We start from the raw sequence: 13,072 nt of genomic DNA, 5'->3' as shown, positions 1-13,072 counted from the left end.
AGATTCGGTCGCAATTGATCAGCTGTCGAGCGTCTTCGACGCGCGTCCGCGGTTCTTCACGATCAGCATGATGTTGCGGATATAGATCAGCGTGGCGAGGCCCTGCCCGATGATGATGACCGGTTCGCGCTTGGCAAGCCCGTAGACCAGCGTCATCAGACCGCCGCCCATCGAGAAGAACCAGAACGCCATCGGCACCACGCTCTGGCCGGCGCGTTCGCTGGAAATCCATTGCACCAGGAAGCGCGCGGTGAAGAACAATTGCGCGATTAGGCCGAACGCCAGCCAGAAGTCGAACTTGGCGATGAATACGTCGTAGAGATAGGCGCTCAACGCCTGACCGTACTGAATCAGCATCACTTCACCTCGGTGACATCAGTCACTTCAGTGACGTCCGTCACCTCCGTGACGGCCGGCGTCGGCTTCTTGCGGCGAATCAACCACCACACGCCGGCAAGATCCATGATCCCGATCCAGAGCCGGTCGAAGAATCCATAGTTCGATACGCCCGAATGACGCGGGCGGTCGACGACGTCGACATAGGCAATCGCCAACCCCTCGCGGCGAACCAGCGCCGGAAGGAAACGATGCAGCCCGTCGAAATAGGGCATCGTCAGAAACACTTCGCGCGGAAACGCCTTCAGGCCGCAACCGGTGTCGCGGGTGCCGTCGCGCAGGATGATGCCGCGCACCACGTTGGCGATGCGCGATTGCAGCTTCTTGAAACCGGTGTCCTTGCGCCCGACGCGCTGGCCCGCGGCGAGGCCGACGCGGCCATTGCCGCTCTCGATCGCCGCGATCAGGTCGGGCAGGAAGGCCGGATTGTTCTGGCCGTCGCCGTCGAGCGTTGCCACGATCGCGCCGCGCGCGGCGCGCACGCCGCTGCGCACGGCCGCCGACTGGCCCGAGGAGACCGCATGACGGAGCTGCCGGAGATTGGGCCGTTGCGCCATGATCGCGCTCAGCCGTTCGCCGGAGGCATCGGTCGAGCCGTCATTGACGTAGACGATCTCGTAGGCCCAGCGCCCGTCGAGCGCGGCCGCGATCTCGGCGATCAGCGGCGCGATATTGTCCGCCTCGTTGCGCACAGGCACGACGATGGAAACGGCGACCGGCGTCTGGTCGGAAACAGGCAATTCGGCACTCGTGGTTGATGTGGGGTTCGCGGCTGGAACCCGCCCGATCCGGCCGCCGGGCGACCGCTTTTATGGGGCGAAGGCGCTCCTCGCAACCCTTTTGAGGCGCCCTTCCGAAGGTCCCGACAGGGCCACGACCGTGCCATCTCGATCAATGGCGAAACCAAGGCGGCGGGCGGCGAACCAGTAGCGCACGGCCATTGCGCCGATCACGCCGACGGCCGCGCCGGCCACCACGTCGCTCGGATGATGGGCCAACAGCACCAGGCGCGTCGCGATGATGATCAGCGCATAAACCAGCATCGCGACCCGTGCCCGCGGCCACACTGCCGACACGGCGAACGCCAGCGCGAATGCCGTGATCGAATGTCCCGACGGAAAGCTCGAATAGGCCTCGGTGCCCGCGAAATGCTGGAAGTTGAAGGCATTGGCCTTGCCGCCGACGAACGGCCGGCCGCGGCCGACGATCCACTTGATCACTTCACCGAGCGCCACCGACAGCGCGACCGACAGGAACAAATATTGCAGCCTCGTCCCTATGCCGAGCAAGGTCGCGCGCGGCACACCGCGCAGCGCAGGCGCCGTCAATGCGACAACAATCAGCAGCGCACCCAGCGCGCTCAGCACGTACTCGTCCTTGCCGAAATCGGTAAGTATCTTCACCCACCACAGGCTCGGCGTGCCGCGCGGCGGCATCAGGCTGATCTCGGCGACATCGACCGCATACATCAGCGTGACGATCACGGCGCCGACGATGACGACGAGCAACAGCACGTGGCGGGCGGAGCGTCGCGCCGCCTCGGCCCGGCGTGAATGCGACGGCGCCCGCACGAGCTGGGCCAACGACAGCCAGGCCAGCGTCAGCAATCGTCCGAAATAGGTGGCGGGTTCCGCGGTGGCGGGCGGCGCCGGCATGTCATTCCGTCCCTTCGGAGCGGAAGATCGCAATCGAGACCGCCTTGCCCTGCGAGATGTTGTAGCCCTCGATCCGGACCGGCGCGTTGTAACGCAGGCCGATCGCTTCGGCGCGCTGCACGAAGGCGCGCTCCGAGCGCTGTTCGACCAGCGCGAAGCGGCAGGAGCCCTGCCCCAGGAAGTCAGCCGCGCCCGATCCGTCGGTCAGCAGCGTCGAGGTATCGGTCATGAACACCAGGCTCGGCTCGTGGAAGCCCGCGGCCGCCGCCTTCGGGCCGACGCAGGTCACGTTGCGCAAGGCGCGTGCGACTTCCTGGCTCGGAAACACCGTGGTGAGTCGCGGCAGCACCACGCCGTAGGTAGCAGCGGCCATCAGCGCCGCGGCGATCACCGCGTTGAGCAGCGAGCGCTCGGCACGGCTGTCCTCGAACATCCACCATGCGACCAGGCCGAACACCATCGCGACGGCGAACAACGGCCAGGCCGGAAACACCGGCTGGTGGATCGCCTTGATCGCGCCGACGATCACCAGCACCGCACCGAATGCGGGGATCGCGAACCACCAGGCGGCACCGCGCAGCAGCCAGGGCGAGCGCGACAGCACGCGTCGCTCCAGCGCGCCGACCGTCAGGATCGCGATCGCCGGATAAAGCGGCAGCACGTAGTGCGGCAGCTTGGTCAGCACCGCCTCGAACACGATCCAGGACGGGATCAGCCAGGCCAATAGAAACTGCGCACCGGGCTCGCGCCGCGCACGCCAGATCGCCGGCGCCGCCATGCCGACGAGCGGCGCACCGGGCCAGAACGTGATCCAGAACAGCAGCAGATAGAGCCCGGGCGGCGCGCCGTGGGATTCCTGTGCCCCGAGCTTGCTCAGCATGTCGCCGCCGACCGAGTCGGCGAAGAAGGTCTCGCCGGCGCGCAGGAAGATCAGCACGAACCACGGCAGCACCAGCACCAGGGTCCACATCAGGCCCCAGACCGGGCGCATGCGCCAGAACCAGGCCGCCGAGCGATCGAGGATCGCAAGCCCGGCCATCGCGAGGCCGACGAACATCAGGATCAGCGGCCCCTTGAGCAGGATGCCGACTGCCAGTGCGGTCCAGAAGATCGCAGGCGGTCCCCACGACGGATGCGCCGGATCCTCGCCGCGCTGCCAGGACAGATAGACCCGCGCCATCGCGCCCATCGCCGCGGTGACGGTCAGCAGCAGCATCGCGTCGGTCTTGGCGAGCCGCGCCTCGACCCCGAGCAGCACGCAACTCGCCATCATTAACGCGGCGAGCACCGCGCCCTGTCGCGTCACGAAGGCGAGCGCTGTCCAGTAGGTCAGCAAAACGGCGCCGATGGCGCCGATCAGGGACGGCAGGCGGTAGACCCAGATCCGGACTTGGGCGCGCGGCACCCCGAGCGCGGAGATCGTCTTCAGCGCCGCCGCCTGCATCCAGTAGATACCGACCGGCTTCTTGTAGCGGACGTCATCCTGGAAGCGGATATCGACGAAGTCGCCGCTCTCGACCATCTGCTTGGTCGCCTGGGCGAAGCGCACCTCGTCGCGGTCGATCGGCGGGATGGTGAAGAAGCCCGGCAGGAACAGCACCAGGCAGGTCAGTGTCAGGAACAGGATCGACCGCCATTGGCTGGCCGTTGCGAACTCGAACGCCATGAACAGCCTGCGGCTCGAATGCGCAGGTTTTACAGACTGTTGCCCTGCTCCGAAGCGCCGGGGTTGGAGGCTATCCACCATGGGTTTCGCATACGATGAAACCGCACCGCAAACAACCGTGCTGTTCCGCTTTCCGACCGTCCCCGTCCGCTTTCCCGTGCGATCATTGCACGCGGATCACAACGGTATCCGCGGCACCCGTGGCGTCGATCACGGTGAGCCGTGCGAAGCCCGGCCCGGGCGGGTCGATCAGGCGCTGGCGCCGGCTATCGATGTCCCCGGCTGATACACCGTTGACAAGGACGGTCAGCGGCAGCACGCCGCCGGCGACCTTGACCGGCATCGGCGCATTGCGGCCGCCCTCGGATTGATCGACGTCGATGCGTGAGCCGTTCAGCGGAAACTGGATGTGCGGCGCCTGGTCGCTGCCGCTGCGGACCAGTTCGCCGAGCGGCCGGAAGCGGCGCAGCGGCGGCGGCAGTTTTGCGTTGGAGGCGACCAGCACGCCCCGCGGCGGCTTCTGCAACGCCGCCGGGATTTTCCCCGTACGCGCAAAGGCGTCGAACAGGATCGGCGCCGCCGCCGTGCGGCCGACCAGGCCCGGCACCGGCGCGCCGTCGGGACGGCCGACCCAGACCCCGATCGTGATACGGCCGTCGAAGCCAACCGACCAGGCATCGCGATAGCCGTAGCTGGTGCCGGTCTTGAACGCGATCCGGTTGTGCACGCCGTTCTCCGGCGGCGGCGTGCCGAGCAGGACATTGCCGACCTGCCAGGCCGCGGCCTGATCCATCAGCCGCATCGTGTCGCGGCTGTCATTCTCCTGCATGATCTCGCGCAGCGGCTTGGTGGCGCCGAGCCGCGCCAGGCCGGCATAGAGCTGGGCGAGATCCTGCAGCGTGATGCCGACGCCGCCGAGGCCCATCGCAAGGCCTGGCGCTTCGTCCTTCGGCAGCACCAGACTGGTGCCGGCCTGCTTCAGCCGCGACGACAGCCGGCTGGCGCCGACCCGGTCGAGCAGCGCGATCGCCGGCACGTTCAGCGACAATTGCAGCGCCTTGCGGATCGGCACCGTGCCCTGGAACGTCATGTCGAAGTTTTCCGGCGCGTAAGTGCCGAAGCGGATCGGCCGATCCTCGATCAGGCTGTCGGGATGCACAAAGCCATCCTCGAAAGCGAGGCCGTAGATGAACGGCTTCAATGTCGAACCCGGCGAGCGCACCGCGCGCGTCATGTCGACCTGCCCTGCGCGCCGCTCGTCGAAATAATCCGCAGAGCCGACGCGCGCGAGCACGTCGCCCGTCTCATTGTCGACCACGACGATCGCAACCGAGACGTCAGGCCCCTGCGCGATAGCGCGGTCGCGCGCCAGCGCCTCCAGGTTCCGTTGCAGCGTCGCGTCCAGCGTCAGCTTGATGACGGGCGTATCCTTCATCGTCGCGATCGCCTGATCCGACGAATGCGGCGCCAGGATCGGAATCTGCTTGCGCATCTTCGGCACCGCCGTCGCGGTGGCCTGCGCGGCATCGTCCTTCGACACCACGCCATCCTCGACCATGCGCTCGAGCACGCGGTCGCGTGCGGCGTGAGCCGCGTCCGGGTAACGGTCGAGCCGCCGCCGCTCCGGCGATTGCGGCAACGCCACCAGCAGCGCAGCTTCGGCGAGCGACAGCCGCTTCGGCTCCTTGCCGAAATAGGCGATCGAGGCGGCGCGGATGCCCTCGAGGTTGCCGCCGAACGGCGCCAGCGCAAGATAGAGATCGAGGATCTGGTCCTTCGAAAGCTGCCGCTCGAGTTCGACCGCGCGCACCATCTGCCGCAGCTTTGCATAGACCGAGCGCTGGTGCCGCGGCTCGATCAGCCGCGCCAGTTGCATCGTGATGGTCGAGCCGCCCGAGACGATATGGCCGCTTGTAAGGAGCTGGAACGCGGCGCGCGACAGCGCCAGCGGATCGATGCCGTGATGCTCGTAGAAGCGCTTGTCCTCATAGGCGAACAGGAGCTTCAGATAACCGGGATCGACTGACGTCGTCGCGTCGACCGGCAGCCGCCAGCGGCCGTCCGCCATCGCATAGGCGCGCAGAAGCTTGCCGTTGCGATCGATCACGGTGGTCGAGACCTGCTGCGCCTGGTCGAGCGGGAGCGGTCCGAGCGACACAACCCAGGCGGCGAAGGCGCCGGTGATCGCGACCAGCACGACAGCCATTGCAGCGGCGACGCGGAGCGCCAATCGCCCCCGCTTGTCATGGCCGGGCTTGACCCGGCCATCCACGTCTTCCTCGCGCGCGGCAAACGTGGATCCCCGGGTCAAGCCCGGGGATGACGAGGAGAGTTCTGAGCGGGCGTCGCTGCTCATTTCACCATCACTCATTTCGCCGGCTTCACCTCGACCGCGCCGGTGCCGCTGCGGCCGTAGCGCGAGGGATTGTACATGTCCTCGACATAGGCCTGCGGCAGCACATATTTGCCCGGCGACACCGCGCGCACGACATAGGCGACCGTGAACACCGACTTGTCATTGGCGCCACGATCGATTGCCGCGGTGAAGCGGTCATCGCGGAACTCGGTGTTCTTCGGCTCGACGCCGTCCTCGATCCATTCGAGCGTGCCGGAATCGCCTGACGACACCAGGTTCGGGTTGTCGATCTCGAGCCCGGCCGGCAGATAGTCGGCGACCATGATGTGCCCGAACTCCGGTTTTGCTTCCGTGACTTTCAGGACAACCGCGAAGCGGTCGTTCTGTTTCGCCTTGGTGACATCGGCCTGCTTGCCATCGAGCGTGAAATAGCTGCGCTCGATCTTGAAGCCGTTGGAGGCCGCGGGTTCCGGCGTCACCGGCGAGCCCGACACCGAGATCACCGCCTGCACCGGTGCATCGCCGGTGTTGGTGATCTTGAGCGGCTGGCCCGTCATCTCCTCGGCCTTGTAGCTGCGATAGACCGCGGTCTTGACCGGCTGGCCATTGATGTCGAGCGCCAGCGTCTCCTTGGCGAGCGCGCGCGCTGCCAGCACCATCCACGCATTCTCCTGCGTCGAGGTATAGGGCGACAGCCCGCGCGCCGCTTCGACCCGCAGCACGGCTTGCGTCAGCGTGGTGCGCGGCGCATTGCCCTCGCCCGCAAGCGAGACCAGCGCAGCCGCGTCGCGCAGCGCCGAGCCGTAATCGACCCGGCCGAACTCGATCACGGGTTTCGGGTTCAGCGCGTCGAGCGCGGCGCCATAGACCCGCTCGGCCCGCGCTCTGTCGCCGACCAAGGCCAGCGCCGCGGCAAGCTGCGCCTTGGAGATCGGCGTCGCCAGATTGTTCAGCTTGGTATCGGCGAGATAGCGCAGATCACCGATCGGCGCGGCACCGTTGCGCGCGAGCACATAGAGGCCGTAGGCCAGGTCGCGGCCGCCGTCCTTCTCCGGCTCGTTGGCGTTGACGACCGAGTTCCTGACACGGTCGAGCGCGCTCTTGAACAGCACGTCCGGCACCGCAAAGCCCTTCTCGCGGGCCCGGGTCAGGAAGTCGGTGACGTAAGCATCGAGCCAGGCGTCGTCGCCGCCCGCCGACCACAGCCCGAACGAGCCGTTGGACCCTTGTCGGGCGAGGAGCCGCTCGATCGCATCGCGGATGCGCTGGTCGACCGCGGTATCCATCGCGAGATGGGCGCCGGCAGCCAGATCGTTGACATAGAGCAGCGGCAGCGCGCGGCTCGTGATCTGCTCGGAGCAGCCATAGGGATAGCGGTCGAGCGCCTTCAGGATGCTTGCCGCATCGAGCGCGGTCGACAGGCTCGCCGAGATCGAGACGCTGCCCGTGCCCGGCACCAGATCGGAGAACATGTCCGAGGTCAGCGTCAGGCTCTCGCCCTTCGCCAGCGTGCGGATCGAACGGCGCGCCAGCACTGGCGTCGCCGGCTTGACGTCGAGCGCATAGTGCCGCGCCAGCGTCAGCCCGTTCGGTCCGGAAATGTCGACATCGAAGTCGGCACGCCCGGCGCCGCCGGCCTCGAGGCCGAGCGACAGCGAGCTGCGCTGCTTGGCGGCGAGCTTCACCATCGTGGTCGGGTTGCCCGAGGCCTTGATCGGACCGCTCGCCTTGACGCTGATGGCATAGTCGCCAGCGGCGCCTTCGACATTGTCGATATCCATGCTGATGGTGCCCTTGTCACCGGTCAGCAGGAAGCGCGGCAAGGTCGCGGTCACCACCACGGGGTCGCGCACGATCACGTCGACATTGGCGCGGCCGAGCTTGGTGGCGCTCCACGCCACCGCCATCACCCGCGCGGTGCCGGCGAATTCCGGGATGTCGAAGCTCACCTCGGCGGTGCCGTCAGGGCCGACCGTGACGATACCGGAATACAGCGCCAGCGGCTTCTGGGTCGGCGGCGAGCCTTGCAGCTCGGCACCGGCGGCATCGCCGCCGCTGCGGATCTGACCGCGGGTGCCTTGCATACCGTCGATCAGCTGCCCGTAGAGGTCGCGGATCTCGGCGGTCAGGCGGCGCTGGCCGAGATAGTAGTCGTCCGGCGCGGGCGGCTTGTAGTTGGTCAAATTGAGGATGCCGACATCGACGGCAGCGAGCACCACCTTGGCGTCCTCGCCGGGATTGAGCCCGCCGAGCTTGACCGGGATCTTCAGCGTCGTGCCCGGCCGCACCAGGGCGGGCGGCGACAGTTCGACCGCAAGCGTGCGCGTCTTCTTGTCGATGCCGAACCATTTCAGTCCGATCGCGCGGCCCGGCATGCGCCCGGCGGCTGCATCGAGCGGACGGCGCAGCGTCGTCATGACATAGGCGCCGGTGCCCCAGTCCTTGCCGACCGGCAGCTTGACCTGCTGGGTGCCCTCCTTGACGTCGACGCTCTGGGTGGTCAGCAGGCGGTCGCCGAGCACATAGACAGTGAGCTTGCCGGCGGTGCGTGCGTTGACCGACACCGTCATGGTGTCGCCCGAGGCATATTCCGGCTTGTCGATCGAGGTCTCCAACAGATCCGGCGTGTCGGCGCTGCCGTCGGAATACCAGCCGACGTCGAACTGCACCGAGGTCACCGGTCCATCGGCGTCGGTCGATTTCACGTCGAGACGGTAGCGACCGGGCTGCGGCTGGAAGGTCAGGCGCATCGGCTTGTCGGCCGCGAGATTGACGTCGCCATCGGACACACGGCGGGTCGACTTGACCGGCTCATAGTTCCACGACGAATTCTGCCGGTACCACTGGTAACGCGACTCCAGCTTCAGCAGCTCATAGCGCAGCCCGTTGCGCGGCAGCTGCTTGCCGTCGGGCGCGACGAACACGACGTCGAACTCGGCCTTGTCGCCCTCGGCCACGCTCTTGTCGCCGAACAGCGGCTTGACACCGATCAGCGAGGCGCCAGGGGCGACCGGCAGCACGATCTTGCGCTCGACCGAGCGGCCGCCGGTCTCCGCCATGCGGATGAAGATCTGCGCCTCCTGCGGACGGGTCGAGGCCGGGACCTTGTCGAGCTTCACCGGGAAAGTCGCCGCGCCATTGGCATCGGCCTCCGGCAGGTCCTCGATCGGGGTCCGCTCATTGCTTGCGGTTTGCTCGTCGTCGACGCCGAACTGGTAGCCGGCGTAGCCGGGCCGGCCGTTCGCCGCGGGCGCGACCAGCATGTCGCCCTCGAGCTGCAGGCCCGAGGCCGGCGCGCCATAGAGGAAATGGCCCGAGACCTGAAGTTCCACTGGAACTTCAGCTTTGATCACCTTCTCCTTGCTGGTCAGATCGAATTCGACCCGCTCGGGGATGTAATCCTCGACCATGAAGGTGGTCTCGCCGACCGACGAGCCCTTGGGATCGGTAAAGACGCGGGCTCGCCAGGTGCCGGTGGGCACCGCCGAGTTCAGCGCCACCGCCAGCATCCGGCCGCCGGCGCCCTGGTCGGGCAGCACGGCGCGGCGGAATTCGACGCCGTCGGGCCGCTCGATCACCATGGTCAGCGGCGTCCCGGTCAGGGCGTTGCCCTGCCCGTCACGCAGCAGCGCGGTGAGATAGACGGTCTCGTTGGAGCGGTAGACGCCGCGCTCGGCATAAACGAAGGCGTCCGCGCCGGCCGGGATCGCGCGGCCGGCGACACCGCGGTCGGTCAGGTCGAAGGCGCTGGTCTTCAGGCTCAGGAAGGCGTAGTCGGCCTTCTCACCCGTCACAGTGAGCAGCGCCGGCGACAGGCCGCCCTCACCCCGCGCCAGCCCCTGCTCGAACAGCACGTGACCGGCCACATCGGTCTTGCGGGTGGCCAGGATCTCGTTGTTGCGGGCGACCAGCTTCACCTCGGCATTGGCGACCGGCTCGGTCGAGGCCAGCGAGTTGACGAAGACGTGGATACCGTCATTGCCGGAGAAGGCCGACAGGCCCATGTCCGAGACGATGAACCATTGCGTCGCCAGCGTGCCGTCGTCGTCGGTGCCCGGCCCCTTGGCCGCGGCGGTCATGACATAGACACCCGGCTGCAGGTCGCCCAGCGCCTGGTCGACCGGAAAGGCCGTGACGACGTCCTGGTTCAGCGTGGTCGCTGTTGCGAGCTCGCCGGACCACACCTTGACGCCGCGCTGATCGCCGAGATCGGAGAGCTGGTAGCGGCTCAGCGTGCTCTGGAAATCGCTGTCGATCACCGTGTTGATCAGATTGCGGTCGCCGACCCGGAAGACGTCGACCGTGACCGCCGGCGTGTTGACGCTGACCACCGGGATACCGCGCTGCCCGGTCCGCGGCAGCACATAGGCCCGCCCGGTGAAGCGCACGAACGGCTTGCGGTCGCGGACATAGATGTTGAACTCGGCCGATTTCGGCAGGGTCTCCTTGACGGTCGACGGCAGGCCGGCGCGCAAATTGATGTTGTAGCGCTCGCCGTGCTTGAGCCCGTCGACGCAGAGCTGCTGGCCTTCCGCCGACAGGGCCGGCTTGTCGGTGCCGGCCAGCGCGAGATACGGCGCGAAGTCGACGCGCTTGGCGAGCTCCTCGGAGAACTGGAAGCAGGCCCGCGGCGAGGCCGCATCCGAATCGACGGTATAATCGAGCAGCCGGAAGCCGTGCTCGTCGCGCATCTTCTCGTACTGGCCCCTGACATCGGCGACCTCGCGCAGGTCGAGCGACATCCCCAACGCGTCGAGCGCCGGACGCCACAGCTTGCGCTCGGCGAGCGCCTTGCCGAGCACCGCGAGCGCGTCGGCCTCCTCGCCGGCATTGCCGGCGCGCTGATAGGCGATGTAGGCGCCGGTCGAGGCGCGCTCCATCAGGAAGGTCTGTTCGCTCGAGCTCGCCGACCGGATCTGGAAAACGGTTTTGGCGAGCCGCAGCCAGTTGGCGCCGTCCTCAGGCGTGGTCGCCGCGATCTGGCCGAGGATCGTGAGCCCGCCGCGGAAATCATTGCGCTTGAAGGCGGCGTCGGCGTCGGTGCGCAGGGTCGCGGCCGACTTGTTGACCGCGCCGGCCTCGCTCTTGATCTGGGCCTCCAGCTTGATCGCGGAATCGGCGAGATCGTCCCGCTTGAAGGCCTTGTCCGCGGCCTCTGCGCTCACCAGAGCGAGCGCCAGCGTGGCGCAAATTGCGGCGGCACGAACCAATCCGATCATGATGGAGCTCCTGAACGCCCCGCGGTCGACCGCCGCGTTGGGGCTAAAAATGCGCGAAAAGGTGACGGAGTGAAGGCGCAGACATGAACGGACGAAAACGTCGCAGATCGCATTGCCGACATCCTTCGACCAGCCCCGGCGGCAGCGCGATGCCGGCTCGGCGGACTGGACAGGCCAACGCAGGGCGAGACCCCTGCTCGCCTTTGTCGTCCGCCCCCAGAAATCGGTTCGGACGGACTTGGCGGAAAGGCGGATTTTTCATAATGGCGGTGGTACAAGGCGGCCACGGTCCCGTAGCTCAACTGGATAGAGTAGCGGATTTCTACTCCGCGGGTTGCAGGTTCGAATCCTGCCGGGATCGCCACTACTTTGTTCTTCTCTCGCATTCTCAATGACTTCCTTCGATGTTAGCCACTCAAACCTAAAGCGTTAGCCACTCCCTGTTCCTACGCTGTTCGCGAGCTTCGCCATTGCCGCTTCCGCGGCGCGCTCCTGATCGACTGCGTCGAGATATTCCTGCACCTGCGCGAGTGAGCTGTGGCCTGACACAGCCATGAGTTCGACACCCGTTGCACCAGCATGTGCCAGAGCGAGCAGTGCAGCCTTCCTGAGTCCATGCGCGCGATAACTCCGCACCTTGCCATCATCGCACTTGACGGCCTTGAGCTCCGCGGCGCGGCACCAGTCGGCGAACTTGTTTCCGAACGCAGCAGCGGAAGCGAATGGCCTGCCGTAGTCGTTGACCAGGAATGTCACCACGCCCTCGGCGCGCGTTCCCTGCGGCATGGCGTCAATCGCCGCCTGCAATTCCGGTCGGATCTTGATCGACAAAAGTTTGCCCGTGCTCCGCAGCGTCTTGTGGGGGCGCCATACCAGCTTGTTGCCGGCCTTGACGTGCAGTTCTCCTATCTCGTGCGCGTCGTAGCGGCGCGCGGCGATATTGAGCAGCAACTCAACAGCAAGACGGGCAACTGTGCCGAGCGGCCACCGTTCGCGATATTGTGCCAATTGTGGCTCGAGCCAAGTCATGTGGCCGCGACTCTTGATGCCTGCTTTGACTGGCTTGATGTTCTCGGTCGGATCGCCGCCGAGCTTTCCTGTATAGATCGCGAACCGGACAAAGCCGCGAATTGCTTTCAGGTTGTTCTTCTGCGCGTTGGGCCTCTTGCCATCGAGAAAATCCCTAATCGGCTTTTCCCTGAGTGTTGAAGTTCGGTTGTCGCCGTAACGGCGGCCGCTTGGCGTCCTATGATCTCGGAATCGTTCCAGGATCGAACGCCAGGCCCTCTGTGTTTCCTTGGCAAGGCCTTCCGTGAAAACCTCATGCTTGAAATAGGCGATCACGTCAGCGTCGATCGTGCCGGCAGCATTGTTGCCGTTGCCGATTGTCGACGGAGGATCTCCTCCGGAGCGTTCGAGCAGCGCCTGATAGGCCTCCAGAAATTCCGATGAGCCGGGCAACCCCTTTATGGTGACTGTCTTGTGCCCCTTGCGGCGGAACACCCGCCTAATCTTCCCGCGCGCATCCCTGAATTTGTGAATGTAGGGCAGTTCCTCCTCGGACATGGCTCAATCCCACTCATCGGTGCGCTTGTTGTCGCGCGCCTCGGGTGAACCAACTATGACGAGGATGCGGCGACCGTTGTCCGCTATTTCAACGTGACCTTGCACACCAGCACGTATCAAGGCTTTGACGGCCTTGGTGACGTCACTCTGTCTGAAGGTGTGCGCACCCTTCGACATCAAACAGGCTCCATTGGGCGCTCGGCCGGCCAAGCCA

8 protein-coding genes and 1 tRNA gene are annotated in these 13,072 nt (G+C 66.3%); 1 reads left to right on the top strand and 8 read right to left on the bottom strand.

Translation table 11 applies throughout. The features are described 5' to 3' along the window. Nucleotides 1–18 precede the first annotated feature (18 nt). The 6 genes from BI327_RS08125 to BI327_RS08100 form a co-directional block, all read right to left on the bottom strand. On the bottom strand, nucleotides 19–357 hold the full coding sequence (locus BI327_RS08125; protein ID WP_076859475.1) for a lipid-A-disaccharide synthase N-terminal domain-containing protein: 339 nt from the start codon (nucleotides 355–357) through the stop codon (nucleotides 19–21). After that, nucleotides 357–1,136, bottom strand: a complete 780-nt coding sequence (locus tag BI327_RS08120; RefSeq protein WP_076859473.1) for a glycosyltransferase family 2 protein — start codon at nucleotides 1,134–1,136, stop codon at nucleotides 357–359. Before BI327_RS08120 ends, BI327_RS08125 begins: the two co-directional genes overlap by 1 nt. 69 nt (nucleotides 1,137–1,205) lie before the next feature. Beyond that, on the bottom strand, nucleotides 1,206–2,051 hold the full coding sequence (locus tag BI327_RS08115; protein WP_076859470.1) for a phosphatase PAP2 family protein: 846 nt from the start codon (nucleotides 2,049–2,051) through the stop codon (nucleotides 1,206–1,208). A 1-nt stretch (nucleotide 2,052) separates the two neighbouring features. Next, nucleotides 2,053–3,798: an ArnT family glycosyltransferase gene (locus BI327_RS08110; protein WP_076859468.1), complete on the bottom strand. Its 1,746-nt coding sequence runs from the start codon at nucleotides 3,796–3,798 to the stop codon at nucleotides 2,053–2,055. Between the two features lie 82 nt (nucleotides 3,799–3,880). Further along, entirely contained in the window at nucleotides 3,881–5,989 is a 2,109-nt protein-coding gene (gene pbpC / locus BI327_RS08105; protein WP_076859466.1) for a penicillin-binding protein 1C, read from the bottom strand. A 95-nt stretch (nucleotides 5,990–6,084) separates the two neighbouring features. Next, nucleotides 6,085–11,292, bottom strand: a complete 5,208-nt coding sequence (locus BI327_RS08100) for an alpha-2-macroglobulin family protein (RefSeq protein WP_076859464.1) — start codon at nucleotides 11,290–11,292, stop codon at nucleotides 6,085–6,087. A gap of 287 nt (nucleotides 11,293–11,579) precedes the next feature. On the opposite strand from BI327_RS08100, the gene BI327_RS08095 reads away from it, so the two are divergent. Beyond that, nucleotides 11,580–11,656 (top strand) — tRNA-Arg (locus BI327_RS08095). A 65-nt stretch (nucleotides 11,657–11,721) separates the two neighbouring features. Here BI327_RS08095 and BI327_RS08090 read toward each other — a convergent pair. Both BI327_RS08090 and BI327_RS42230 read right to left on the bottom strand, forming a co-directional pair. After that, nucleotides 11,722–12,858: a tyrosine-type recombinase/integrase gene (locus BI327_RS08090; RefSeq protein WP_076859462.1), complete on the bottom strand. Its 1,137-nt coding sequence runs from the start codon at nucleotides 12,856–12,858 to the stop codon at nucleotides 11,722–11,724. A gap of 3 nt (nucleotides 12,859–12,861) precedes the next feature. Then, nucleotides 12,862–13,035, bottom strand: a complete 174-nt coding sequence (locus BI327_RS42230) for a hypothetical protein (RefSeq protein WP_159450417.1) — start codon at nucleotides 13,033–13,035, stop codon at nucleotides 12,862–12,864. Between the last annotated feature and the right edge of the window lie 37 nt (nucleotides 13,036–13,072).

This window comes from Bradyrhizobium mercantei, assembly GCF_001982635.1.
GTDB lineage: Bacteria > Pseudomonadota > Alphaproteobacteria > Rhizobiales > Xanthobacteraceae > Bradyrhizobium > Bradyrhizobium mercantei.
The sequence above is the reverse complement of the archived record's forward strand: the minus strand, read 5'-3'. Positions and strand labels throughout refer to the sequence as shown.